The organism is Cupriavidus sp. 05N38, from assembly GCF_056397345.1.
The window spans coordinates 124748-149580 of sequence record NZ_JBFTNF010000030.1; the positions used below are offsets into that span (position 1 = coordinate 124748).

General features: G+C 68.7%; 19 protein-coding genes. 7 read left to right on the top strand and 12 right to left on the bottom strand.

The window, feature by feature from the left end; genetic code table 11:
- Positions 1 to 62: 62 nt before the first annotated feature.
- The 10 genes from ftsW to coq7 form a co-directional block, all read right to left on the bottom strand.
- Positions 63 to 1304 carry a putative lipid II flippase FtsW gene (gene ftsW, locus AC1DK4_RS22180; protein ID WP_441617875.1) on the bottom strand — a complete coding sequence of 414 codons (1242 nt, stop codon included), beginning with the start codon at positions 1302 to 1304 and terminating at the stop codon, positions 63 to 65.
- On the bottom strand, positions 1301 to 2827 hold the full coding sequence (gene murD / locus AC1DK4_RS22185; protein ID WP_441617877.1) for a UDP-N-acetylmuramoyl-L-alanine--D-glutamate ligase: 1527 nt from the start codon (positions 2825 to 2827) through the stop codon (positions 1301 to 1303). The genes ftsW and murD overlap by 4 nt, the downstream gene beginning before the upstream one ends.
- Positions 2828 to 2883: 56 nt before the next feature.
- Complete coding sequence (gene mraY / locus AC1DK4_RS22190; protein WP_441617879.1) at positions 2884 to 4053, bottom strand: phospho-N-acetylmuramoyl-pentapeptide-transferase; 1170 nt, start codon at positions 4051 to 4053, stop codon at positions 2884 to 2886.
- A gap of 109 nt (positions 4054 to 4162) precedes the next feature.
- Positions 4163 to 5596: a UDP-N-acetylmuramoyl-tripeptide--D-alanyl-D-alanine ligase gene (locus AC1DK4_RS22195; protein WP_441617881.1), complete on the bottom strand. Its 1434-nt coding sequence runs from the start codon at positions 5594 to 5596 to the stop codon at positions 4163 to 4165.
- Positions 5593 to 7131, bottom strand: a complete 1539-nt coding sequence (locus AC1DK4_RS22200; protein ID WP_441617927.1) for a UDP-N-acetylmuramoyl-L-alanyl-D-glutamate--2,6-diaminopimelate ligase — start codon at positions 7129 to 7131, stop codon at positions 5593 to 5595. The genes AC1DK4_RS22195 and AC1DK4_RS22200 overlap by 4 nt, the downstream gene beginning before the upstream one ends.
- A complete protein-coding gene (locus AC1DK4_RS22205) occupies positions 7128 to 8939 on the bottom strand; it encodes a peptidoglycan D,D-transpeptidase FtsI family protein (RefSeq protein ID WP_441617883.1) in 1812 nt (603 codons plus the stop codon). The genes AC1DK4_RS22200 and AC1DK4_RS22205 overlap by 4 nt, the downstream gene beginning before the upstream one ends.
- Positions 8936 to 9268 carry a cell division protein FtsL gene (ftsL, locus tag AC1DK4_RS22210; protein WP_441617885.1) on the bottom strand — a complete coding sequence of 111 codons (333 nt, stop codon included), beginning with the start codon at positions 9266 to 9268 and terminating at the stop codon, positions 8936 to 8938. The genes AC1DK4_RS22205 and ftsL overlap by 4 nt, the downstream gene beginning before the upstream one ends.
- On the bottom strand, positions 9265 to 10260 hold the full coding sequence (gene rsmH / locus AC1DK4_RS22215) for a 16S rRNA (cytosine(1402)-N(4))-methyltransferase RsmH (protein ID WP_441617887.1): 996 nt from the start codon (positions 10258 to 10260) through the stop codon (positions 9265 to 9267). Before rsmH ends, ftsL begins: the two co-directional genes overlap by 4 nt.
- 7 nt (positions 10261 to 10267) lie before the next feature.
- A complete protein-coding gene (gene mraZ, locus AC1DK4_RS22220; RefSeq protein ID WP_441617889.1) occupies positions 10268 to 10696 on the bottom strand; it encodes a division/cell wall cluster transcriptional repressor MraZ in 429 nt (142 codons plus the stop codon).
- Between the two features lie 442 nt (positions 10697 to 11138).
- Entirely contained in the window at positions 11139 to 11762 is a 624-nt protein-coding gene (gene coq7, locus AC1DK4_RS22225) for a 2-polyprenyl-3-methyl-6-methoxy-1,4-benzoquinone monooxygenase (protein WP_441617891.1), read from the bottom strand.
- A 342-nt stretch (positions 11763 to 12104) separates the two neighbouring features.
- Between coq7 and AC1DK4_RS22230 the strand changes: the two genes are divergently transcribed.
- The 4 genes from AC1DK4_RS22230 (at position 12105) to AC1DK4_RS22245 (ending at position 15453) form a co-directional block, all read left to right on the top strand.
- Entirely contained in the window at positions 12105 to 13220 is a 1116-nt protein-coding gene (locus AC1DK4_RS22230; RefSeq protein ID WP_441617893.1) for a porin, read from the top strand.
- Between the two features lie 158 nt (positions 13221 to 13378).
- Complete coding sequence (locus AC1DK4_RS22235) at positions 13379 to 14395, top strand: Bug family tripartite tricarboxylate transporter substrate binding protein (RefSeq protein WP_441617895.1); 1017 nt, start codon at positions 13379 to 13381, stop codon at positions 14393 to 14395.
- 69 nt (positions 14396 to 14464) lie between these two features.
- Positions 14465 to 14983: a MarR family winged helix-turn-helix transcriptional regulator gene (locus AC1DK4_RS22240; RefSeq protein WP_441617897.1), complete on the top strand. Its 519-nt coding sequence runs from the start codon at positions 14465 to 14467 to the stop codon at positions 14981 to 14983.
- On the top strand, positions 14980 to 15453 hold the full coding sequence (locus AC1DK4_RS22245; RefSeq protein ID WP_441617899.1) for a hypothetical protein: 474 nt from the start codon (positions 14980 to 14982) through the stop codon (positions 15451 to 15453). Before AC1DK4_RS22240 ends, AC1DK4_RS22245 begins: the two co-directional genes overlap by 4 nt.
- 89 nt (positions 15454 to 15542) lie before the next feature.
- Here the strand turns inward: AC1DK4_RS22245 and AC1DK4_RS22250 are convergent, their stop codons facing one another.
- Together AC1DK4_RS22250 and AC1DK4_RS22255 are read right to left on the bottom strand one after the other, a co-directional pair.
- Positions 15543 to 17225, bottom strand: a complete 1683-nt coding sequence (locus tag AC1DK4_RS22250) for a long-chain fatty acid--CoA ligase (RefSeq protein WP_441617901.1) — start codon at positions 17223 to 17225, stop codon at positions 15543 to 15545.
- A gap of 160 nt (positions 17226 to 17385) precedes the next feature.
- A complete protein-coding gene (locus AC1DK4_RS22255) occupies positions 17386 to 18048 on the bottom strand; it encodes a TetR/AcrR family transcriptional regulator (protein ID WP_441617903.1) in 663 nt (220 codons plus the stop codon).
- A 215-nt stretch (positions 18049 to 18263) separates the two neighbouring features.
- Between AC1DK4_RS22255 and AC1DK4_RS22260 the strand changes: the two genes are divergently transcribed.
- Genes AC1DK4_RS22260 through AC1DK4_RS22270 form a run of 3 tightly spaced genes read left to right on the top strand, consistent with a single transcriptional unit; the run spans position 18264 to position 24748 of the window.
- Positions 18264 to 19994 carry an AMP-binding protein gene (locus AC1DK4_RS22260; RefSeq protein ID WP_441617905.1) on the top strand — a complete coding sequence of 577 codons (1731 nt, stop codon included), beginning with the start codon at positions 18264 to 18266 and terminating at the stop codon, positions 19992 to 19994.
- 51 nt (positions 19995 to 20045) lie between these two features.
- On the top strand, positions 20046 to 23369 hold the full coding sequence (locus AC1DK4_RS22265; protein WP_441617907.1) for a carboxyl transferase domain-containing protein: 3324 nt from the start codon (positions 20046 to 20048) through the stop codon (positions 23367 to 23369).
- A 44-nt stretch (positions 23370 to 23413) separates the two neighbouring features.
- Entirely contained in the window at positions 23414 to 24748 is a 1335-nt protein-coding gene (locus tag AC1DK4_RS22270) for a branched-chain amino acid ABC transporter substrate-binding protein (protein WP_441617909.1), read from the top strand.
- Positions 24749 to 24833: the final 85 nt, after the last annotated feature.

Here is a 24833-nt window from a genome sequence, read left to right on the forward strand (position 1 = left end):
CTTAACTTCCTGCTTGCGCAGGAAGTTAGCCTTCGCCGAAATCACGTGCTGCTGCGCGCCGGTCATACCTTCCCTCCACGCATCATCACGCGATTTTCGTAATCGATGCGCAAGAGAATGGCCAGCGCAATGCAGTTCATCAGGATGCCCGAGCCGCCGTAGCTCACCAGCGGCAGGGTCAGCCCCTTGGTCGGCAGCAGGCCCAGGTTCACGCCCATGTTGATGAAGGTCTGCCAGCCGACCCACACGCCGATGCCCTTGGCCACCAGGCCGGCAAAGGTGCGGTCGAGCTGCAGCGCGGTGCGGCCGATCTCGAAGGCGCGGCGCACCAGCCAGTAGAACAGCACGATCACCACCAGCACGCCCACGAAGCCGAATTCCTCGCCGATCACGGCGAGGATGAAGTCGGTATGCGCTTCGGGCAGGTAGTGCAGCTTCTCGATGCTGCCGCCCAGCCCCACCCCGGTCCATTCGCCGCGGCCGAAGGCGATGAGCGAATGGGTGAGCTGGTAGGCCTTGCCGAGCGCGTTGGCTTCTTCCCACGGGTTGAGGTAGGCGAAGATCCGCTCGCGCCGCCAGGGCGAGGCCGTGATCAGCAGCGCGAACGCGCCCACCGCCACGCCGACCAGGCCGGCGAACAGCTTGCCGTTGATGCCGCCGAGGAACAGGATGCCCATGGCCACCGTGGCCACCACCAGGAAGGCACCCATGTCGGGTTCCAGCAGCAGCAGCATGCCCACCACCACCACCGCCACGCCCATCGGCAGGAATCCCTTGCCCACGTTCTGCATCCACTCCTGCTTGCGCACGGTGTAGTTGGCCGCGTAGAGCACCACCGCCAGCTTCATCAGCTCGGAGGGCTGGAAGTTCATGATGCCGAGCGGGATCCAGCGCCGCGCGCCGTTGACGCCCTTGCCCACGAAGGGCACCAGCACGATCACCAGCAGCAGCAGCGCGATCAGGAACAGCTTGGGCGCATAGCGGTCCCAGAACTTGACCGGGATCTGGAAGGCCAGCAGGCCGCCGCCCAGGCCGACGAACAGCGCGAACGCGTGCCGCGTGAGGAAATGGCTCTCGCGGTAGTTGGCGTAGCGCGGCGAGTCGGGCAGCGCGATCGAGGCCGAATACACCATCACCAGGCCGAGCGCGAGCAGCACGATCGACACCCACAGCAGGGGCTGGTCGTACTCCATCATGCGCGAGCGGGTGGGCTTGACGCCGGACACCGCGTCGCGCAGGCCACCCCAGGCATTGCCGATGGTGGCGCCGATAAACCCGCTGCGCTTGACCTGAGCGTCGCTCATGGCAGGATCCCCCGGGACATCGCCAGTTCTTCCACCGCGGCGCGGAACACTTCGGCGCGGTGCACGTAGTTACGGAACATGTCGAGGCTGGCGCAGGCCGGCGACAGCAGCACCGCGTCGCCACCCTGCGCCGCGCTTGCGGCCAGCGTGACGGCCTGCTCCAGCGTGGCCGCGTCGGCCAGCGTCACGCCGGTGCCTTCCAGCGCCCGGCGCAGCTCGCCGGCGTCCTTGCCGATCAGCACCACGGCGCGCGCGTACTGCGCCACGGGAGCCGCCAGCGGCGAGAAATCCTGCCCCTTGCCTTCGCCGCCCGCGATCAGCACCACGCGCTTGTCCAGGCCCGACAGCGCGGCCACGGTCGCGCCCACGTTGGTGCCCTTGCTGTCATCGAAATACTCGACGTCGTCCACCGTGGCGACCCACTCCACGCGGTGCGGCTCGCCGCGATATTCGCGCAGGCCGTGCAGCAGCGCATTGAGCGGCAGGTCGAGGGCGCGGCACAGCGCCAGCGCGGCCATGGCGTTGGTGGCGTTATGCATGCCGCGGATATGCAGCGCGTCGGCCGGCATCAGGCGCTTGTGGCGCACCGGCACCGCGGACTCGGCCTCGGTGGCGGCGGCCTTGCGGCGGCGCGGCTTGTTCTCGCCCTCGGCCTCGCTGTCGGCTTCGGCGATCACCAGCCAGGGCATGCCACCCTCGCGCAGCACGCCGAAACTGCCTGGTGTCTCGGGCAGGTCGGTGCCGAACGTGACGGGCGCGGTGCCGCGGCGGGCCATCTCCATGCTCAGGCGGTCGTTGCGGTTGAGCACCTGCAGGCAGCCGGGCTCGCCGGGCGCGGGAGCCGCGCCGAAGATGCGCGCCTTGGCCGCGGCATAGGCTTCCATGCTGCCGTGCCAGTCGAGATGGTCCTGCGTGATATTGAGCACCGTGGCCGCATGCGGCGCCAGCGTGTGCGTGGTTTCCAGCTGGAAGCTGGACAGCTCCAGCACCCAGACTTCGGGCAGCGTGGCCGAGGCGATGCACGCGGCCAGCTTGTCCAGCGCGGACGGGCTGATATTGCCGGCCACCGCCACCGTCTTGCCGGCGCGCTCGACCAGGCGGCCGGTCAGCGCCGTCGTGGTGGTCTTGCCATTGGTGCCGGTGATCGCCAGCACCTTGGGGGCGTAGCCGGACTCGGCCCGCAGGTGGGCCAGCGCCCGGGCGAACAGCTCGATCTCGCCCCACACCGGGATGCCGCGCTCGCGCGCCGCCGCCAGCAGCGCGGCAGTGGCGGGCTCGGCCGGCGACAGGCCGGGGCTGATCGCCACCAGGCCGATGCCGTCGAGCAGCGCCATGCCGAACGCGCCGCCGATGAATTGCGCCGAAGGCAGCTCGGCCTGTAGGAAGACCAGGTTGGCGGGAGCCTCGCGCGTGTCCGCGACGCGCACGGGGGCGCCGTACTGGCCGCACCAGCGCGCCATCGCCAGCCCCGATTCGCCGAGGCCCAGCACCAGCACATGAGGTTTCTGCAACTCGCCAAACACTTCGTATTCCGCCCTTTGTGTAATTACGTTGATTCCGTCTGGATAAAGCCGCCGCGTCAGCGCAGCTTCAGCGACGACAGCCCGATCAGCACGAGCAGCATGGTGATGATCCAGAAGCGCACCGTCACCTGCGTCTCTTTCCAGCCCGACAATTCAAAGTGGTGATGCAGCGGCGCCATCTTGAACAGCCGCCGGCCCTCGCCGTAGCGCCGCTTGGTGATCTTGAACCACGTGACCTGCAGCATCACCGAGAGCGTTTCCACCACGAAGATGCCGCCCATCACGAACAGCACGATCTCCTGACGCACGATCACGGCCACCGTGCCGAGCGCGCCGCCCAGAGCCAGCGCGCCCACGTCGCCCATGAAGACCTGGGCAGGGTGGGCGTTGAACCAGAGGAAGGCCAGGCCCGCCCCCGCCAGCGCCGAACAGAAGATCAGCAACTCGCCCGCCCCGGGAATATGCGGGAACAGCAGGTACTTGCTGTAGACCGAACTGCCCATGACGTAGGCGAAGATACCCAGCCCGCTGCCGACCAGCACCACCGGCATGATCACCAGCCCGTCCAGGCCGTCGGTCAGGTTCACGGCATTGCTCGAACCCACGATCACCAGGTAGGTCAGCACGATGAAGCCGGCCACGCCCAGCGGATAGCTCACTTCCTTGAAGAACGGCACAATCAGGTTGGACTTGTAGGGCATGTCCAGCGACAGGCCGCCTTCGACCCAGCCCAGGAACAGGTCCCACACCCGCACATTGCTGCTTTCCGACACCGAGAACGCCAGGTAGACCGCGGCCACCAGGCCGATCAGGGTCTGCCAGAAAAACTTTTCGCGGCTCGACATGCCGCGCGGGTCGCGATAGACCACCTTGCGGTAGTCGTCCACCCAGCCGATCGCGCCGTAGCCGAAGGTCACCAGCATCACCACCCAGATAAAGCGGTTGCCCCAGTCGCACCACAGCAGCGTCGAAATGGCGATCGACACCAGTACCAGCACGCCGCCCATGGTGGGCGTGCCGGCCTTGACCAGGTGCGACTGCGGACCGATGGTGCGCACCGCCTGGCCGATCTTCAGCTCGGTCAGCTTGCGGATCACCCACGGGCCGAGGCCGAGGCCGATCAACAGCGCGGTGAGGTTGGCCATCACCGCGCGGAAGGTCAGGTAGTTGAAGACCCGCAGGAAGCTGTAGTCGTTTTGCAGCCACTGGGCCAGAGCCAATAACATCGTGTTCCGTATTCCTTTCGACAACCGCCCGGCGGCGCCGGGACTTACGATTGCTTGAGATTGTCTGAGACAGCTTGAAACCGCCTGGTCAAGCCTTGCTAACCATCGGTCACGCTTTACGCGCGGACGTGTCTGCGACCAGCGCATCCACCATCCGTTCCATGCGCATGAAACGCGACCCCTTCACCAATACCGCGCCCGCCCTGGCCACGGTGCCATCCTTGTCTTGCGCCAGCGTGTCCGCCAGCGCTTCGGCGCTGTCGAAATACCGTGCCTGGCCGCCGCCCTGCGCGCCGAAGGCACGCACTGCGTCGGTCATGGCGGCGCCGGTACCCCACAAGGCCTCGATGCCGCGCGTGGCGGCGTAGGCGCCGATCTCCGCGTGGAAGGCCGGGCCCTGGTCGCCCACTTCGCCCATGTCGCCCAGCACCAGCAGGCGCGGCGCGGCAAACCCGGCCAGCACGTCGATGGCGGCGCGCACGGAATCCGGATTGGCGTTGTAGGTATCGTCGATCACCAGCGTGCCGCCGGTGCTGTGCTTGACCTGCAGGCGGCCCTTGACCGCCGCAAACCCGCCCAGGCCGGCCTGGATCGCCTCATGGCTGACACCGGCCGCCAGCGCGCAGGCGATCGCCGCCAGCGCGTTGCGTACGTTATGCGTGCCCAGCACCGACAGGCGGACCTCGAAGGCACCGCCCGGCGCGCTGACCTGCATCACCTGCACGCCGTCGTCCAGGCGCACGTCGGCGCGGACATCGGCGTTCGCGTCGAGGCCGAACGACAGCACGCGCCGCGTGCCGGCCGCCTGGCGCCAGACGCCGGCATGCGCGCCGCCGCCCTCGGCGTCGAGCGGGAATACCGCCGCGCCGTCGGCGGGCAGCGCCGCGATGGCCGCCGCATGTTCGTGCGCCACGGCCTCAACGCTCACCATGAATTCCTGGTGCTCGCGCTGGGCATTGGTCACCACGGACACGGTGGGCTGGGCGATGCTGGCCAGGTAGACAGTCTCGCCGGGATGATTCATGCCCAGCTCGAGCACGGCCAGCCGGTGCGCCGCGCACAGGCGCAGCACCGTCAGCGGCAGGCCGATGTCGTTGTTCAGGTTGCCGCCGGTGGCCAAGCGGGCGCCCTCCCCTACCGCCGCCGCGAAGATCGCGGCGATCATTTCCTTGACCGTGGTCTTGCCGTTGCTGCCGGTCACGGCCACGGCGGGCAGGCCGAAGCGGCGGCGCCAGCCCGCGGCCAGCTCGCCCAGCGCCAGGCGCGTGTCGGGCACCACGATGGCCGGCAGGCCAAGGGCCGCGTCGGGCTCGCGCTCCACCAGCACCGCGGCGGCACCGCGCGCGGCCACATCGGCCAGGAAATCGTGGGCATCGAAACGCTCGCCCCTGAGCGCGACGAACAGGTCGCCGGGCTGGACCGTGCGGCTGTCGGTCAGCACGCGCGAAAAGCTGCGCGCGCCCGCATCGGCGGGGCCGCAAACGCGCGCGCCGGCGATCCAGCCGGCGGCTTGCTGCAGATTGGTCATCATGTTCTGGTTCATGCCGACACCCCGCGCGTACCCAGCGTCAGCCGGACATGCTCGCGATCGGAGAACGGCCGCTTGCGGCCGTGCACTTCCTGGGTGGCCTCGTGTCCCTTGCCGGCCACCAGCACCACGTCCGCCGCGGCGGCGTGCCTGATGGCGTAGAGGATGGCGGCGGCGCGGTCTTCGATCAGGTGGGCGCGGCCGCGGTCATCCATGCCGTCGGCGATGGCGTCCAGGATATCCAGCGGGTCCTCGCTGCGCGGGTTGTCGCTGGTCAGCACGACATCGTCGGCCAGGCGCTCGGCCACCGCGCCCATCAGCGGGCGCTTGATCGGATCGCGGTCGCCGCCGCAGCCGAACACGCACCACAGCCGGCCGCCGCGGGCCTGCGCCACCGGGCGCAGCGCCGCCAGGGTCTTTTCCAGCGCGTCGGGCGTATGGGCGTAGTCGACCACGGCCAGCGGGCCGTCCTGGCCACCGCCGAACAATTCCATGCGGCCGTCGACCGGCCTGAGCCCGCGCAGCGCATCGACGGCGGCTTGCCATGCGATGCCGTTGGCGAGGGCCGCGCCGAGCACGGCGAGCAGGTTGCTGACGTTGAAGCCGCCGATCATCGCCGTGGCGATGTCGGCGCTGCCGAAGCTGCCGTCCACATGGAAGGCGGTGCCGGCGGCGGTGGCGCGCACGCCGCTGGCGCGCAGCCACTGGCCGCCCTTGCGTGTTGCCGCCGCGGGGCCGTCGACGCCGTACTCGATCACCTGCGTGGCGGCCTGCTGGCCGGCCAGCAGGCGGGCGCCCATGGCATCGTCGCGATTGATCACGGCGGCGCGCAGGCCCGGCCACTGGAACAGCAGCGCCTTGGCTGCCTCGTACTCGGCCATGGTGCCGTGGTAGTCCAGGTGGTCTTGCGTCAGGTTGGTCAGCACCGCCACGGCGAAGTGCGTGCCGGCCACGCGGCCCTGCTCGAGGCCGTGCGACGACACTTCCATCGCCACCGCGCGCGCGCCGGCGCCGTGCAGTCCGGCCAGGCTGTCCTGCAGCTGCACCGCGTCGGGCGTGGTGAAGCCGGTGGCGACCAGCGCGTCCGGAAAGCCGGTGCCGAGCGTGCCGATGGTGGCGCAGGGCTTGCCCGTTGCCTGCAGCAGCCGCGCCAGCCATTGCGCGCACGAGGTCTTGCCATTGGTGCCGGTGATGCCGGTCACGGCCAGGTCGCGCGTGTCATTGCCGTACCAGCCGGCCGCGATCGGGCCCGCAAGCTGGTGCAGGCCGGACACGGCCAGGTGCGGCACCGCCTCGCCATGCGGCCAGTCGAAGCCGTCGGCCTCGCAGATCACGGCGCTGGCGCCGCGCGCGATGGCCTGGGCGATATGCGGGCGCGCGTCGGTCGACAGGCGCTGGTTGCCCAGCACGTAGGCGAAGAAGACATCGCCCTGGGTCAGCCGGCGCGTGTCACCCGTGAGCCTGGCGCCGGCCGGCGCGTGCCGGCGCAGCCAGGCCAGCGCATCGGCAGCCTGGGCGGCGATTTCGAGGGGAAGCAGTTGCCGGCTCATTGTGTCGCGCTCCACGGCTCGCTTTCCTGGACCTTGTCGCTCACCACCAGCTGGCGGATCGGCGAATCGGGCTGCACATTGAGCGCCCGCAGCGTGCCGCCGGTGATGGCGGCGAATGCCGGACCCGCGACGGCGCCGCCATAGTGGCTGCCCGAGGTGGGCTCGTCCACGCTCACGGCCACGATGATGCGCGGGTTGGACATCGGCGCCAGGCCGATGAACGAGGCGCGGTACTTGCTGCGGTCGTAGCCGCGGCCGACGTGCTTGTAGGCGGTGCCGGTCTTGCCGCCGACCCGGTAGCCCATCACCTGGGCCTCGGGCGCGGTGCCGCCGGGCGCGGTCACGGTCTCGAGCATGCCACGCACCTGGCGGGCCACTTCGGGAGACAGCACGCGTTCGCCGGTGACCGGGCCGTTGTTGCGGAACATGGTGACCGGGATCAGCTCGCCGTCATGGGCGAACACCGTATAGGCGTGCGCCATCTGGAACAGCGACACCGACAGGCCGTAGCCGTAGGACATGGTGGCCTGTTCGATCGGCCTCCAGCTCTTGAACGGACGCACCCGGCCGGCGACCGCGCCGGGAAAGCCGAGCTTGGGCGCCTGGCCCAGGCCCACGCTGGTAAACATGTCCCACATCTCCTGCGGCTTGAGCAGCATCGAGATCTTGGTCGTGCCGATGTTGCTGGATTTCTGGATGATGCCGGCCACGGTCAGCGCCCCGTAGTTGTGGGTGTCGCTGATGGTGGCGCCTTCATAGTTGAACTTGCCGGTGGTGGCGAATACCGTCGACGGCGTCACCCGCTTGAGCTGCAGGGCCAGCCCGATCGTGATCGGCTTCATCATCGACCCCGGCTCGAAGGTATCGGTCAGCACGCGGTTGCGCAGCTGCTCGCCGGACAGGCGGGTGCGGTCGTTGGGGTTGTAGGTCGGCCAGTTGGCCAGCGCCAGCACCTCGCCGGTCTGCGCGTCGAGCACCACCGCGCTGGCCGCCTTGGCCTTGCTGCGCTCGACGATGGCCTTGACCTCGTTGAAGGCCAGGTACTGGATCTTGGCGTCGATGGAGAGCTGCTGGTCCTCGCCATCGCGCGGCGTCTTGAGGATGCCGACGTCCTCCACCACGCGTCCAAGGCGGTCCTTGATCACCTGGCGCGCGCCGGACCTGCCGGCCAGCACGGGCTCGCGCGCGAGCTCCACGCCTTCCTGGCCGCGGTCCTCCACGTTGGTGAAGCCGACGATGTGCGCCATCGCCTCGCCTTCTGGGTAGAAGCGCTTGTACTCGCGGGTCTGGTGGATGCCGTCGATCTTGAGTTCGGCGATCTTGTCCGCGGCATCGGGCAGCACCTGGCGCTTCAGGTAGACGAAGCTCTTGTCTTCCGTAAACTTGCGGCGCAGTTCCTTGTCGCTCATGTCGAGCAGCTTGCCCAGCTGGCGGATCTTGTCCGCGTCGATCTCGTCGGGCACGTCTTCGGGGACCGCCCAGATGGCCTTGACCGGCAGGCTGGTGGCCAGCACCAGGCCGTTGCGGTCGAGGACCTTGCCGCGCGTGGCGGGCAGCTCCAGCGTGCGCTGGAAGCGCTTCTTGCCTTCGGCTTCGTAGAACTGGTTGCCCGGCCCCTGGATCCACAGCGCGCGCGCAGCCAGCGCGACGAAGGCGGCGAACATCATGAACACCACCATCTTCGAGCGCCACATCGGCAAGCGCAGGCCGAGCACGGGGCTGGCCGCGAACTGGCCGCTGCGCGGACGCGAGGCATTGCCGCGGGGCTGGCCGCGCTGGGCGTGCTGCGAAGGCCGGGCGATGGTCATGGCTTGCTCCCCTCGGGCGCCGAGGCCGCCGTCGCGGCCGCGGTTGCGGCCGGCTGAGGCTCGAGCACCACGCCGGCCAGGTATTGGGTCCTGCCGGGAAGGACCGGCGTCATCTTGAGCTGGGCGCGGGCCGCATCGGCAATGCGCGCGCTCTTGCCGAGCGCGCTTTGCTGGTACTGCAGGCGCGACCAGTCGATGTCGAGCTGCTTTTCTTCCGCCTGGGCGCGCTCGAAGGCGACGAACAGCGTGCGCGCCTGGTGCTGCGCGCTCACCAGCGAGAGCGCGCACAGCATCAACGCGGCGAGCAGGAAGAAGGTCAGGCGGTTCATGCGCGGCCAGCCTGTGCGGGCGCGCTCGCCGGCAGCTTCTCGGCCACGCGCATCACGGCGGAGCGCGCGCGCGGGTTGGCGGCGATTTCCTCGGCGCCCGGCTTGACCCGGCCAAGCAGCTTCAGCGTGGGCTGCGGCAACTGGTCAGCGCGCAGCGGCGCGCGGCGCAGGGCCGGATCGGCATCCTGCTGCGGACGGGCGTGTGCCTGCATGAACCGCTTGACGATGCGGTCCTCGAGCGAATGAAAGCTGATCACCACCAGCCGCCCCCCGGTCTGCAGCAAGTCGTACGCCGCGCTCAGCCCGCTTTCGAGGTCCGCAAGCTCTTGATTGACGTGAATCCGTAGAGCCTGAAAGGTGCGGGTCGCAGGGTCCTGACCCTTCTCGCGTGTTTTGACGGCTTTCGCCACGAGCGCGGCAAGCTCGGCAGTAGTGGTGAGCGGTCCGCCATGGCCGGGTTCGCTCCTGCGAGCAACAACCGCCTTTGCAATCTGTACAGCAAACCGTTCTTCCCCATAGTCCCGTATCACCCTCGCGATGTCGTGCTCTTCCGCCTGCGCCAGCCACTGCGCGGCGGTGATGCCGCGCGTGGTGTCCATGCGCATGTCCAGCGGTCCCTCGAAGCGGAAGGAGAACCCCCGCTGCGCGTCGTCGATCTGGGGCGAGCTGATCCCCAGGTCGAGCAATATCCCGGTCACCTTGCCGCGGCCCGCCAGCCGCTCGGCCATGTCGGCGAAGCTGGTGTGCTCAATGGAGAAGCGGGCATCCTCGATGGTGCCCGCCTCTGCGATTGCTGCCGGATCCTTGTCGAAGGCCACCAGTGCCCCGGCCGGCCCCAGCCGGGCCAGTATTGCCCGGCTGTGCCCCCCTCTGCCGAAGGTGCCGTCCACATAGACGCCATCCGGCCGCCAGACCAGGGCTTCGACAGCCTCGTCCAGCAACACGGTGCGATGGCGCAGGGCGGTGGTCCCCGGCGATTGGGTTGAGCTCATGACCTCGTCAGAAAGAGAAGTTCTTCAATGCATCCGGCATGCCCTGCGCCATCGCCTGCTGTTCCTTGGCGGCGTAGGTTGCGGCATCCCAGACTTCGAAATGGCTGCCCATTCCAAGCAGCATGACTTCCTTGTCGAGCAGGGCGGCGCCACGCAGCTCGGGCGCGATCAGCACCCGGCCCGCGCCGTCCATGTCGACATCCGCCGCGTTGCCCAGGAAGATGCGCTTCCACCAGTGCGCGTCCATCGGCAAGGCAGCGATGCGGGCACGGAAGTTTTCCCATTCAGGGCGTGGAAACAGCAGCAGGCAGCCGTCCGGGTGCTTTGTCAGCGTTACCCGGCCCTCGGCCTGCTGTTGCAGCGCTTCACGGTGCCGCGCCGGGATGGACATCCGGCCCTTGGCATCCAGTGACAGCGCCGATGCGCCCTGAAACAAGCTTGCTCCCGATCCGCGCCAACCGATCTACGCCGGCTGGCGTGTAAACCCCGTAAAGCCGACGTTTGGGGGATGATCCCACGGCCAGCCCGCTTTTTCACACAAAAATACACTTCCTCACACTATTTCCCACTTTAGAGGAAGCGATTTGGCGGGTCAAGGCTCGCCGCAAGGCAACAAACCGGGTTTTTTTAATCAGAACAATGACTTAGCACGCACTCTTCACGCACCGAAAAAGTGAATCCCTAATGAAATGAAGATCTTATGGAGGAAAGCAGAGAAACCACCTGAGAACAACCGGGGAAGGAACTGCCTGCAGCACGAAAATCAGCCTCGCGGGACCGATGGAAGGATACAACGTTTTGTCGTCTACCCTGCGTAAGCGGGGGCCCGACGCCGGGGGCGGGCGACATCGCCGGGCGCCTCTCGCCCTGCCGGCCGGTCAGATGCGGTAGGCGGCCGTGGTCATGACGCGGGACGCGGCCCGCATCATCGCGCGCACCGGCGCAGGCAGCGGCATGCCGCCGGCATCCCGGGCGGCGGCGCCGTGGCGCGCTTCGTCGTCGCGCATCTGCTCCAGGATCGCGCGCGAGCGCAGGTCGGCGGGAGGGATCTGCCCGAGATGGCCATTGAGGTGCTGCTCGACCTGGTTCTCGGTCTCGGACACAAAGCCGAGGCTGACGCGGTCGCCCGCGCGGCCGGCGGCCCAGCCGATGGCGAACGCGCCGGCGTACCAGAGCGGGTTGAGCAGGCTGGTGCGCGAGCCCAGTTCGCGCAGGCGCTCGGCGCACCAGCCGAGGTGGTCTTCTTCCTCGCGCGCGGCCTCGTCCATCTGCGCGCGCACCTGCGGGGTCCGGGCGGTCAGCTTCTGCGCCTGGTAGAGAGCCTGCGCGCAAACCTCGCCGACATGGTTGATGCGCATGAGCCCGGCCACGTGGCGGCGCTCTTTCTCGTCGAGCGGGTCGCCTTCCGGCGCCAGGCCCGCCGCGGGATTGTCCCGGCTGGCCCGGGTCACGCCCGCGATCGCGCGCAGGGCCACATCGAATTCGCGAATCAAGTTATCCATGGATGCATGCACTCGTGATGGCTTCCGGGCGTGTCCTTCGACGCTGCCGGCACAAGGTCCGGACCTGCGTGGATTCACCCTCGGGATTTCCCGCATTGTACCGTGACCGCCCTGCAGGCCGCGCCGCGCCTGGGCCTGCAGGTGCCTCGCCTGTCGCGGATCCGATACTCCAAAACCCTGAGTTGTGAAAAGCTGACAAGGGCAGCGAACCCGATTGTGAAACGGAGGTGGTTTGTTACAGTACTTGGCAACTTCTGACGAAGTTGGGTAAGCGGGCGAATGGAGACTCAGGAGGTTTCTCCGCTGACCACACCAATAATTCTTACGTGGAGATCATCGAGCATGAAAAAATCGCTTTTCGCGTTGGCGGCCCTTGGCCTTCTTGCTGGCGCGGCGCAGGCCCAGTCGAGCGTGACACTGTACGGCGTTGTCGACATGAACCTCGAATACGTCAGCCACCTGGGTACGCAAGTGCCTACGGCTGCCAATGGCTTCAATGCCGGCCCGGGCGACAACGCATACCGCCTGACGTCCGGCGGCCTGTCCGGCTCGCGCTGGGGTCTGCGCGGCGTGGAAGACCTGGGCGGTGGCCTGAAGGCGCTGTTCGTGCTCGAAAGCGGTTTCGGCCTCGATGACGGCAAGTCGCAGCAAGGCAGCCGCCTGTTCGGTCGCCAGGCTTACGTGGGTATCGAAAGCGCCCAGGTCGGCCGCTTCACCTTCGGCCGCCAGTACACCACCCTGTTCGACCTGCTGGCCAACTTCTCGCCCAGCGGCTACGCAACCCAGTATGAACCGGTGGTGGCCCAGCTCGGCCTGAACTTCCGCTCGGACAACACCGCCAAGTACACGGGCGTGTTCGGCCCGGTGACCGCGATCGCGCACTGGACCTTCGGCAACGGCGTGGCCGGTGGCGGCGAAGTGCCGGGGCAATTCCGCCGTGACTCCGGCTACGGTGCCGGCGTGGCCTATGCCGCCGGCCCGTTCGGCGCGACCATCGCCTACGACCAGTACAACCCGACCCTGGACGCGACTGGCAACACCGGCACGTTCAAGAAGGCCGCGGTGGCCGGCAGCTACGCCTTCGGCCCGGCCAAGATCATGGGCGGTTATCGCTGGGGTCAGTCCAAGGCACCGACCGGCGCCACGGTCCTGCGCGACGACTACTACTGGATCGGCGCCAACTACCAGGTCCTGCCGGCCCTGGGCCTGACGCTGCAGTACAACTACGACGACGTGAAGAACCTCGCCGGCGTCAACGTGAAGAACCCGTGGCAGGTCTCCTTCATCGCCGACTACAACCTGTCCAAGCGCACGGACGTCTACCTGACGACCGCATTCTCGAAGAATGCCGGCCTGAACTTCGACACCTCGGCCATCAGCTTTGCCAACGGCTACTTCCCGGGCAACGGCAAGACCACCATGGTGGGCGTGGGCCTGGGCATCCGCCACAAGTTCTAAACGCATCCACGCGGCTTTTGCAAAGGCACCTTCGGGTGCCTTTTTTCATGGCGGCGGACTAGGGCATCACCTCATCGGCACCTCCGCCGGCGGGCACTAGAATGCACAAGCCTTCGGCAGCCACCGCGCGGCCGCAGCCCGACCAACCAGGAGACACCATGCACCGCCCCCGCCGCCGCGCGACCCATATGCTGCTTGCCAGCGCCGCCAGCGCATGCCTTGCGCTGCTTGCCGGCGTCGCGCCCGCGCATGCCGCCGACCCTTATCCCAACAAGCCGATCCGCCTCGTGGTGCCGTTCTCGGCCGGCGGCACCACGGACATCCTGGCGCGCGCGGTGGCGGCCGAACTGTCCAAGCTGCAAGGCTGGAACGTGGTGGTGGACAACCGCCCCGGCGCCGGCGGCAATATCGGCGCGGACATCGTCGCCAAGGCCGCGCCCGACGGCTACACGCTGCTGATGGGCACGGTGGGCACGCACGGCATCAACCAGTCCCTGTACGGCAAGCTGCCGTTCGACCCGATCAAGGATTTCGCGCCGATCACCGAGGTGGCATCGGTCCCCAATGTGCTGGTGGTCAACCCGGCCTTCGCGCAGCAGAACCGCATCAACAGCGTCCCTGACCTGATCGCTTACGCGCGCGCCAATCCCGGCAAGCTCAACATGGCATCGAGCGGCAATGGCACCTCCATCCACCTCGCCGGCGAGCTGTTCAAGACGCAGACGAAAACCTTCATGGTGCATTTCCCGTACAAGGGCAGCGGCCCGGCGCTGACCGACCTGGCCGGCGGCACCATGCAGCTCATGTTCGACAACCTGCCGTCGTCGATGTCGCTGATCAAGGCCGGCAAGCTCAAGGCGCTGGCGGTGACGAGTGCCAGGCCGTCGCCGGCGCTGCCCGGCGTGCCCACCGTGGCCGAAGCGGCCAAGCTGCCGGGCTACGAAGCCAGCTCCTGGTTCGGCCTGCTGGCGCCGGCCGGCACGCCGCACGAGATCGTCGCGCGCATCCAGCAGGAAGTGGCGCGCTCGCTGGCCACGCCGGCCGTGCGCGACAAACTTCAGGCGCAGGGTGCGGACCCGGTCGGCAATACGCCGGAGCAGTTCGCGGCATTCATCCGCGCCGAGCACACAAAGTGGGCCAAGGTCGTCAAGGACTCGGGCGCCAAGGTGGACTGAACCCTCAGTCCGGACCCGCCCGGCGCGCGAGCGCATATACTTGAGGCATCAAACAACCTGCCTGCCGCGATGCCCACCACTACTGCCGCCGAGATCGCCGTCAAGGCCGGCGCCGATGAGCCGCCGGTCGATCTCGAAACCCGAGCCGACGATGCCAGCCACGATGGCCTGCGCCTGTGGCTGCGGCTGCTGACCTGCACCAACCTGGTGGAGGCCGATATCCGTTCGCGGCTGCGGCAGGATTTCGCCTGCACGCTGCCGCGCTTCGACCTGATGGCGCAACTGGACCGCCACCCCGAAGGCCTCAAGATGGGCGAGCTGTCGCGCCGCATGATGGTCACCGGCGGCAATGTCACCGGCATCACAGACCAGCTCCAGCAAGAAGGCCTGGTATCGCGCGAGGCGTTGCCGAGCGACCGCCGGGCCTACCTGATCCGCCTCACGCCGGCCGGGCGCGCGGCGTTCTCCAAGATGGCGCGTGCGCACGAAGACTGGATCGAGCAGTTGTTCGGCGGCCTGCCGCAGGCCGACCGGCGCGCCCTGTTCCGCCTGCTGGGCCGCCTCAAGACCGGGCTGGCAAGCGCATGAGCACGCCGCGCTGCGGGCCGCAAGCGCGCCGCCTTTGCGTGCCGCTGGCGGCATGCCTGATGCCGTTGCTGCTGGTGGCCGCCTGCCAGGGCACGCCCGCGCAGCCGAAGATCGAGGCGCTCGCCTACACCATCAAGCTGGGGCATATCAGCGCCAAGACCGCGGTGGGCACCATGGACGCCCCGGGCCCCGGCGCCTTCGATTCGTCCGTGAGCGTGGCGGCGGCGAATGGCGGGGGCTGGAACGGTGGCGCCGCCAGCGTCGGCGTCGCGGTCAACCTGAACCAGCTCTTCCACCCGCAGCCGAGGCAGCAGGTCGACCTTTACCAGTACAAGGTAACGACCGAGGATGGCACGGTCGACACCGTCAACGGCCCGGCCGCACCGGGGCTCGATCCTGGCGCGTGCGTGCGCCTGATCTATCCCGACGGCACGCCGGTCCCGCGGATGGTGCCTTCGTCCGAATGCTGAGCGCGGGCGCAGCCCGCGTCCCGGGCCTGCGCCCCCAAACGCGCAACGGCCTCCCCTGCGGGAGGCCGTTGCGCGTTGCTGTGCCTGGCTTACGCCGCCTGGCGGCTGTCGCGCAGCTCGCGGCGCAGGATCTTGCCCACATTGGTCTTGGGCAGCTCGCCGCGGAACTCCACGTACTTGGGCCGCTTGTAGCCGGTCAGCCGCTCCTTGCAGAAAGAGATCAGCTCGGCTTCGGTGAGCGCCGGATCCTTCCTGACCACGAACAGCTTGACCACTTCGCCGGAGTGCTCGTCGGGCACGCCCACGGCGGCCACTTCCAGCACGCCCGGGCACTCGGCGACCACGCCTTCGATCTCGTTCGGGTACACATTGAAACCGGACACCAGGATCATGTCCTTCTTGCGGTCGACGATCTTGGTATAGCCGCGCGCGTCCATCACGCCGATGTCGCCGGTCTTGAAGAAGCCGTCCGGCGTCATGACCTTGGCGGTCTCGTCGGGGCGGTTCCAGTAGCCTGCCATGACCTGCGGGCCGCGCAGACAGATCTCGCCGGCCTGGCCGAGCGGCACGTCGCGGCCGTCGTCGTCGCGGATGGCAATGTCGGTCGACGGCAGCGGCAGGCCGATGGTGCCGGAGAAGGCGTCGGTGTCGGTCGGGTTGCAGGTCGCCGAGGGCGACGTCTCGGACAGGCCGTAGCCTTCGATGATCGGGCAGCCGGTCCGGGCCAGCCATTTCTTGGCCACCGCCTCCTGCACCGCCATGCCGCCGCCGTTGGCCACCCGCAGGCCGGAGAAATCGACCTTGTCGATCTCCGGGTTGTTGATCAGGGCGTTGTACAGCGTGTTGACCGCCGGGAACATATTGAACTTGTACTTCTGCAGCTCCTTGATGAAGCCGGGGATGTCGCGCGGATTGGGGATCAGCACGCTCAGGCCGCCGCTGCGCATGCCCAGCAGGCAGCAGACCGTCAGCGCGAAGATGTGATACAGCGGCAGCGCGGTGATGGTCACCACCTGGTCGATCGGCGCGCCCTTGGCCAGCGCCGGCTGCATCCAGGCCTCGGACTGCAGCACATTGGAAACGATGTTCCGGTGCAGCAGCACGGCGCCCTTGGAAATGCCGGTGGTGCCGCCGGTGTACTGCAGGAAGGCGATGTCGTCGGGGCCGGTGGTGGCGGGCAGCAACTGCATGCGGCTCCCCTCTTCCAGCACGGTGTTGAAGCGCACGCAGTTGGGCAGCTCCCAGGCCGGCACCATCTTCTTGACGTTGCGCACCACGAAATTGACGATGGCGCCCTTCACTCCTCCCAGCATGTCGCCCATGCTGGCCACCACCACATGCTTGACCGGCGTGGCGGGCAGCACCTGCTCCAGCGTGGTGGCGAAGTTCTCCAGGATGACGATGGCCTCTGCGCCGCTGTCCTTGAGCTGGTGCTCGAGCTCGCGCGGCGTGTAGAGCGGATTGACGTTGACCACCACGAAGCCGGCGCGCAGCACCGCGGCCAGCACCACGGGGTATTGCAGCACGTTCGGCATCATGATGGCCACGCGCGCGCCGGGCTTGAGCCCGCGCGACTGCAGCCAGGCGGCGAACTGCCGCGAGAGACGGTCGACGTCGCCGTAGGTGATCGCCTTGTCCATGCAGACGAAGGCGCGGCGACCGGCGTAGGTACGGAAAGACTCCTCCAGCAGTGCGGCCAGCGAGCGGAACTGGCTGCTATCGATCTCGGCAGGCACGCCAGCCGGGTAGTTCTTCAGCCAAATTCTTTCCATGCACCGTCTCCTGGTTTTCTGAATGGTCGTTCGATTTTCGACAGATGCTAAACGCGCGACCCTGTTAAGACAACACGTTAGATGAAGTCCTCTGGAAGTAGCACACCATAAGACGTGAAGTCTAGCGCACAGTTCAGGGCCACTCGCGGGAATTCCCTAGTCACGCTTTTACCGGCAGGACCATCTTCATCATATTGGTGGCCAGTTCCTCGGCCAGCGCCCGCGGCTTCATGCGCCCGGGCTCGTGCCAGGTGTACATGAAGCCGACCACGCTGCCGATCGCGTGCGCGGTCACGCGCGCATCGCCGTAGTGGAAGACGCCGTCGCGCTTGCCCTCCTCCAGCAGTGCATAGAGGTCGCGGTAGAAGGCGCGCGCCATGCTGCCCAGCCACGCCACCGTTTCGGGGCGCAGGTACTGGTTGTCGCGAAAGCTCAGCGTGGCGGGCACATGGCAGTCGATGCAGCGACGCGCCATTTCCAGCAGGCATGCGCGCAGGCGCTCGCGCACCGGCAGGGCGGGGTCGGCGGTCTCGCGGATGACCGGCAGGCAGGTCTGCGCCGACTCGCGGCACAGGATGTCGAAGATTTCGTACTTGTCTGTGAAGTAGTAATAGACCGCCGGCTTGGTCACGCCCAGCGCGCGGCACAGGTCGTTCATGGTCATGCCGGGGTAGCCCTTGGTATAGAACAACTGGGCGGCGGCATCGAGGATCTGGCGGCGGCGCGCCTCCTGGCGCTCGGCGATATGCGAGCGCGCGGGCATGGCGTCCGGAGCGATGTCCGGCACGGCTTCGGCGGGAGCGGTTTTCTGTGCAGTCGGCATGATGCGATTCTCGCATGGCGGGCCGGGCGGGAAGGCCCGCGATCGGTTTGGACAAGGCCGGCGCGGCCGCGCGCGACGGGAGTACGCGGCTGGCGTACGCGCTTGACGCACGATGGCAATGCCAATAGCATCATACCCAAGGGTACATAAATATACCAAAGAGTAGATTTCGCCAGGACCGGCCGGCCTGGCGCCCCAATAAGGAGACACCGCCGATGGACGAAACCGCGTACCTGGCAGACCTGCACGCGCGCTGGCAGCGCGCCTGGCCCGCCCGCCTGCCGCGCGCCCCGCAGTACCCGCTGGGACGGCGGCCGCTCACGGAGATGCTGCGGCACTGGGGCCGCACGCGGCCCGGCCATCCGGCGGTGCTCTTCTACGGCCACGAAACCAGCTACGCCGAACTCGACGCGCAAAGCGACCGCTGCGCGGCGCTGCTGGCCTCGCACGGCATCGGCGCCGGCGACCGCGTGGCGGTGCTGCTGCCGAATTGCCCGCAGTTCCACGTCGTCTTCTTCGGCATCCTCAAGCTCGGCGCGGTCTACGTGCCGGTCAGCCCGCTCTCGCAGCACGCCGAACTGCGGCACGCACTCGCGGACAGCACGCCGAGCGCCCTGGTCGCGCTCGACCAGCTGGTGCCGCTGGTGCGCGAAACGCGCGAGGCCCTGGGCGCGGACGATCCGCTCTCGCTGCTGTTCACGACCAGCTTCGCTGAAGTGCTGCCGGCCGAGCCCACGCTGCCGCTGCCGCCGATGGCGCAGGCGCCGCCCTGCCCGTGCGAGCCCGGCGACCGGGCCATCGCCTTGCTGTCCGCGATGGCGGCCTGCACGCATCCGGCGCCCACCACGCCGGTCGCGCTCGACGCGCCGGCCGCGCTCAACTACACCGGCGGCACCACCGGCCTGCCCAAGGGCTGCATCCATACGCAAGGCGATATGGTGGACATGGCGGCCGCCTTCGGCGCGGTTTCGCTGGAGATCGCCGACGACACTGTGATGCTCGGCTTCTTCCCGGAATTCTGGATCGCCGGCGAAAACCTCTGCCTGATCTTCCCCGCCTTCTTCGGCATCCCCCTGGTGCTGCTGGCGCGCTGGGATCCCGAAACCTTCATGGCGGCGGTGCAGCGCTATCGCGTCACCAACGCATCGATGCTGGTCGACAACGCGGTGGAGGTGATGGAACACCCGCGCGTGGCGCAATACCAGCTGCGCTCGCTGCGCCATGTGGGCGTGTCCTCCTTCGTCAAGAAGCTCAACCTGCCCTACCGCCGCGCCTGGCACGCGCTGACCGGCTCGGTCATTGCGGAAAGCGCCTGGGGCATGACGGAGACGCAGACCTGCAACACCTTCACCCATGGCATGCAGGACGATGACCTGGACCTGCGCGCCCAGCCCATCTTCGTCGGCCTGCCCGTGCCCGGGACCGAGTTCAAGGTCTGCGACTTCGATAGCGGCGAGCTGCTGCCGCTCGGCGCCGAGGGCGAGCTGTGCGTGCGCACGCCGACCCTGCTCAAGGGATACTGGAACAAACCCGGGGCCACGCGCGAATCGCTGCGCAACGGCTGGCTCCACACCGGCGACATCGGCCTGATCGACGCGCACGGCTACCTGCATTACCTGGGCCGGCGCAAGGAGATGCTCAAGGTCAATGGCATGAGCGTGTTCCCCGCCGAGATCGAGGCGCTGCTCGGCCAGCACCCGGCCATCCTCGGCGCCGCCGTGGTGGGGCGCGCCGACGAGGACCGTGGCCAGCTGCCGGTCGCCTTCGTCATGCTCAAGCCGGAAGCCGCCGGCACCGTCGACGCAGCCGCGCTGGTGCAGTGGTGCCGCAGCAATATGGCTGTGTACAAGGTGCCGCTGGTACGCATCGTCGACGCCCTGCCCCTCACCGCCACGGGCAAGGTGCGCAAGCAGGACCTGGCACCGTTGCTCGAGCAACCCGGCTGACACTGCCATGCCCATCCCGTCTTCCCCGCCCCCGAACTGGTCCTTCGCATCATGACGTTCCGCAAGCTACTGATCGCCAATCGCGGCGAAATCGCCATCCGCATCGCGCGCGCGGCTGCCAGCGCCGGCCTGCAGAGCGTGGCCCTGTTCAGCGAGGACGACCGCGACGCCCTCCATGTGCGCAAGGCCGACGAGGCAGTCGCACTGGCCGGCACGGGCCCGCGCGCCTATCTCGATATCGGGCAGGTGGTGGCCGCCGCGCGCCGCAGCGACTGCGACCTGGTCCATCCGGGCTACGGCTTGCTCTCGGAGAACGCGGAGTTTGCCCAGGCCTGCCTGGATGCCGGCCTGGCCTTCACGGGCCCGGCGCCGGACGTGCTGCGCCTGTTTGGCGACAAGGCACGCGCACGCGCGCTGGCCCGCGAATGCGGCGTGCCGGTCGTGCCGGGCACCACGGGGCCGACCACGCAGGAGGCAGCGCACGCGTTCTTCGCCACGCTGCAGGCGCAGGACGCCCGGCCCGGCATGATGATCAAGGCGCTGGCGGGCGGTGGCGGGCGCGGCATGCGCGCGGTGCACGCCGCGCAGGAGATCGGCCAAGCCTATGCCCGCTGCGTCTCCGAAGCCACGGCCGCCTTCGGCAATGGCGCGGTCTATGTGGAGCGCATCGTGGACGCGCCCCGCCATATCGAGATCCAGGTGGTGGCCGATGCGGCCGGCGGCGTGATCGCGCTGGGCGAGCGCGAGTGCAGCCTGCAGCGGCGCCACCAGAAACTGCTGGAGGTGGCGCCCAGCCCCTCGCTGGACGATGCCATGCGCGCGCGCCTGGCGCAGGCCGCGATCACGCTCGCGCGCGCCAGTGCCTACCGCGGCATCGGCACCTTCGAATTCCTGCTCGGCGAGCATGGCGAATTCTGGTTCATGGAAGCCAACCCGCGCCTGCAGGTGGAGCACACCGTCACCGAAATGGTCACTGGCGTGGACCTGGTCCAGGTGCAGCTGGGCATCGCCGCCGGGCAGAGCCTGGCCCAGCTCGGGCTGGACCGGCCCCCGGCGCCGCGCGGCATCGCCGTGCAGCTGCGCATCAATGCCGAGCATCTCGACGCGCGGGGCCAGCTGCGCCCCGCCAGCGGCCGCATCAGCGCCTACGAGCCGCCCAGCGGTCCGGGCGTGCGGGTGGATGGCGCCGGCCACGCCGGCATGCGCGTCAATCCGCGCTTCGACTCGCTGCTGGCCAAGCTGATCGTGCACGAGCCCGGCGGCAACTACGAACGCGCGCTGGCGCAGGCCTACCGTGCCTTGTGCGAATTCCGCATCGAGGGCATCGACACCAACCGCCGCCTGCTGCAGGACCTGCTGCAGCGCGACGACGTGCGCCGCAATGCCATCCACACCCAGTACCTCGACGCCGCGCTCCCGGCCATGGCGGTCCAGGCCCTGGCCGGCGGCGATACCCATCCCGCGCTGCATGCGCTCGGCGACGCCGGCGGCGCGCCGGCCGCGCACAGCGTACCGCCCGACGACCTGCCCGACGACCTGCCCGAGGATGCCGAACGCGTCAGCGCACCCATGGACGGCGCCCTGGCCGCGCTGCAGGTGCAGCCCGGCGACATCGTGCGGCGGGGCCAGACGCTGGCCATCATCGAGGCGATGAAGATGGAGCACCCGCTCGAGGCGCCGGTGGCCGGCCAGGTGCTGCGCGTGCTGGCCGCGCCCGGCGACGTGCTGCGCGCCGGCGCGCCGGTGATCGTGCTGGCGGCCGACGCGGGCGCAGACCATGCGCACGAAGCCGACGCCGCGCTGGACCCCGGCCACATCCGCGCCGACCTGCGCGACGCGCTGGCGCGCCAGGCGCTGACGCTCGATGCCGCGCGCCCCGAAGCAGTGGCCAGGCGCCATGCCCGCGGCGCACGCACCGCGCGCGAGAATATCGCGCAGCTGTGCGACGAAGGCTCCTTCATCGAGTACGGCGCGCTGGCCATCGCCGCGCAGCGGCAGCGCCGCAGCGTGGCAGACCTGGAACGCGCCACGCCGGCCGACGGCATCGTCACCGGCATCGGCACCGTCAATGCCGCGCACGTCCCAGCCGGGGACGCCCGCTGCATGGTGCTGGCCTACGACTACACGGTGCTGGCCGGCACGCAGGGCTTCTACGGCCACAAGAAGCTGGACCGCATGCTGGGGCTGGCCCGCCAGTGGCAGCTGCCGGTGGTGCTGTTCGCCGAAGGCGGCGGCGGCCGCCCCGGCGACACCGACATGCCGGTGGTGGCCGGGCTGGACTGCACCTCGTTCATCCAGTTCGCGCGGCTGTCCGGCCAGGTGCCGCTGGTGGGCATCGTCTCCGGCCGCTGCTTTGCCGGCAACGCCGCGCTGCTCGGCTGCGCCGATGTCATCATCGCCACCCGCGACGCCACCATTGGCATGGGCGGCCCGGCCATGATCGAGGGCGGCGGCCTGGGCGTGTTCGCGCCGGAGGAGGTCGGGCCGGTCAGCGTGCAGGCGCCCAACGGCGTGATCGATGTCCTGGTCGACGACGAGCCGGCCGCGGTGGCAGCCGCGCAGCGCTACCTGTCCTACTTCCAGGGCGACCTGGCGGCGTGGGAGGCGGGCGACGCGCGCGCGCTGCGCCACGCGATCCCCGAGAACCGGCTGCGCAGCTACGACATGCGCCACGTGCTGGCAACCCTTGCGGACCAGGGTTCGGTGCTGGAGCTGCGCGCCGCCTTCGGTACCGGCATGATCACCGCGCTGATCCGCATCGAAGGACGGGCCTTCGGCTGCATCGCCAACAACCCGCGCCACCTTGGCGGCGCCATCGATGCGGCGGCCGCCGACAAGGCCGCCCGCTTCATGCAGCTGTGCGACGCGCACGGCCTGCCCATCGTCTCGCTGTGCGATACGCCCGGCTTCATGGTGGGCCCGGAGGCCGAGAAGACCGCCACCGTGCGCCACGTGTCGCGCCTGTTCGTGACGGCCGGCGCGTTGCGCGTGCCGTTTTTCACGGTGGTGCTGCGCAAGGGCTACGGCCTGGGCGCGCAGGCCATGGCGGGCGGCAGCTTCGCCGCGCCGTTCTTCACCGCCGCCTGGCCCAGCGGCGAGTTCGGCGCGATGGGAATCGAAGGGTCGATCCGGCTGGGCTTTCGCAAGGAGCTGGAGGCGGTGGCCGATCCGGCCGAGCGCGAAGCCCTGTTCGCACGCATGGTGGATGCGGCGTACCAGCGCGGGCGCGCGCTCAACATGGCGAGCCACCTGGAAATCGACGCGGTGATCGACCCCGCCGATACGCGCCAGTGGCTGCTGCGCGGCCTGGCTTCGGTGCCGGCCGTACGCGGCGCGGAGGCGGCGCCGGCACGCCGTTTCATCGATACCTGGTGAGCAGCGGTAATATCGCTGGTAAGCAATGGGAGAGGGGATCGGCAATGCTTCATGATTTGATGCGCCTGGCCGGCGCAGCCGCCAGGATCGCGCGGCGCGTGGCCGCGTTGGCGGCATTCGCACTGGCCGGCGCGCTGCCGCTGCAGGCACATGCCCAGGCAGCGCAGCCGGACGTCCGGCAGGCGCCGGCGGCCGGCACGGGACCCATCAAGGTCGCGTTCATCGACCAGCTCTCCGGCCCGCTGGCCAATGTCGGCGAGATCTTCCTGGCCAACCTGAAGTTCGCGCTCGACGACGCCAATGCCCAGGGCGGCGCGCTGGGGCGCAACTACGAGTTGCTCACCTTTGACAACAAGCTGTCTCCGCAAGCCAGCCTGACCGCGCTGCAAGCCGCCATCGATGCCGGCGCACGCATCATCTTCACCGGCGCCTCGGGCTCGCCGGTGGTGAGCGCCCTGGCCGAAGCCGCCAACCGCCACAACGAGCGCAACCCCGGCCAGCGGGTCCTGATCATCAACTACGCCTCGCTCGATCCCGACCTGACCGGCATGCGCTGCAGTTTCTGGCTGTTCTCCACCGAGGCGAACACGGCCATGAAGATGCGCGCGCTGGCCAATTTCGCGCGCGGCGACAAGTCCATGCACAAGGTCTTCCTGCTGAACCAGGACTACACGCAGGGCCGCGTGTGGGCGGCACTGGGCCGGCAGATGATCTCGAATGTCCGGCCCGACGTGGAGTTCGTCGGCGAGGCGCTGCACCCGATGGCCAGGGTCAAGGACTTCTCGCCCTATGTCAGCATGATCAAGGCCAGCGGCGCCGACACCGTGATCACGGGCAACTGGGGCCAGGACCTGAGCCTGCTGGTCAAGGCGGCCGGCGACGCCGGCTATGAGCTGAACTACATCAACCACAGCGGCGGCGGCGCGCCGGGCACGGTCACGGCGGTGGCACAGGCGAAGAACGCACACCTGACCTGGGTGGCTGAATACTTGCCCAACGGCGACGACCCCGCGCTCAACGCGCTTGCCGCGCGCGTGCGGCAAACCTCCGCCGGCGAGTATTTCGCGCCGCGCGTGCTGATCGCCGTGCAGATGCTCACCGAAGCGATGCGCCGCGCGCAGTCCGACGAAGCGGCCAGCATCGCGCTGGCGCTGGAAGGCATGCAGTATCGCTCTGCGGTCGGCGAAGTGATGATGCGCAAGAGCGATCACCAGTTGCTGCTGCCCCAGGTGGTGTCCACCATCGCGCCGGTGGACGGCAAGACGGTCAAGGTTGGCGTGGAGGGCACCCAGTACGGCTTTCGCTTCGACAGCATGACCCCGGGACCGGACCTGAGCATGCCGTCGATGTGCCGGATGAAGCGGCCCGCGGGCAGCTGAACGGCCAGGTCAGGGCCTGGCCGCGGGCGCGGCGAATGTGTCGCGCGTGGCCGGCGCGGCCGGGGTGTCCGGCGCGCCGCTGGCG

Coding starts and splice junctions, on each gene's coding strand:
- ftsW (WP_441617875.1), bottom strand. CDS start 1,304: ATGAGCGACGCTCAGGTCAAGCGCAGCGGGTTTATCGGCGCCACCATC.
- mraY (WP_441617879.1), bottom strand. CDS start 4,053: ATGTTATTGGCTCTGGCCCAGTGGCTGCAAAACGACTACAGCTTCCTG.
- AC1DK4_RS22195 (WP_441617881.1), bottom strand. CDS start 5,596: ATGAACCAGAACATGATGACCAATCTGCAGCAAGCCGCCGGCTGGATC.
- AC1DK4_RS22200 (WP_441617927.1), bottom strand. CDS start 7,131: ATGAGCCGGCAACTGCTTCCCCTCGAAATCGCCGCCCAGGCTGCCGAT.
- AC1DK4_RS22205 (WP_441617883.1), bottom strand. CDS start 8,939: ATGACCATCGCCCGGCCTTCGCAGCACGCCCAGCGCGGCCAGCCCCGC.
- ftsL (WP_441617885.1), bottom strand. CDS start 9,268: ATGAACCGCCTGACCTTCTTCCTGCTCGCCGCGTTGATGCTGTGCGCG.
- rsmH (WP_441617887.1), bottom strand. CDS start 10,260: ATGAGCTCAACCCAATCGCCGGGGACCACCGCCCTGCGCCATCGCACC.
- coq7 (WP_441617891.1), bottom strand. CDS start 11,762: ATGGATAACTTGATTCGCGAATTCGATGTGGCCCTGCGCGCGATCGCG.
- AC1DK4_RS22230 (WP_441617893.1), top strand. CDS start 12,105: ATGAAAAAATCGCTTTTCGCGTTGGCGGCCCTTGGCCTTCTTGCTGGC.
- AC1DK4_RS22235 (WP_441617895.1), top strand. CDS start 13,379: ATGCACCGCCCCCGCCGCCGCGCGACCCATATGCTGCTTGCCAGCGCC.
- AC1DK4_RS22240 (WP_441617897.1), top strand. CDS start 14,465: ATGCCCACCACTACTGCCGCCGAGATCGCCGTCAAGGCCGGCGCCGAT.
- AC1DK4_RS22245 (WP_441617899.1), top strand. CDS start 14,980: ATGAGCACGCCGCGCTGCGGGCCGCAAGCGCGCCGCCTTTGCGTGCCG.
- AC1DK4_RS22250 (WP_441617901.1), bottom strand. CDS start 17,225: ATGGAAAGAATTTGGCTGAAGAACTACCCGGCTGGCGTGCCTGCCGAG.
- AC1DK4_RS22255 (WP_441617903.1), bottom strand. CDS start 18,048: ATGCCGACTGCACAGAAAACCGCTCCCGCCGAAGCCGTGCCGGACATC.
- AC1DK4_RS22260 (WP_441617905.1), top strand. CDS start 18,264: ATGGACGAAACCGCGTACCTGGCAGACCTGCACGCGCGCTGGCAGCGC.
- AC1DK4_RS22265 (WP_441617907.1), top strand. CDS start 20,046: ATGACGTTCCGCAAGCTACTGATCGCCAATCGCGGCGAAATCGCCATC.
- AC1DK4_RS22270 (WP_441617909.1), top strand. CDS start 23,414: ATGCTTCATGATTTGATGCGCCTGGCCGGCGCAGCCGCCAGGATCGCG.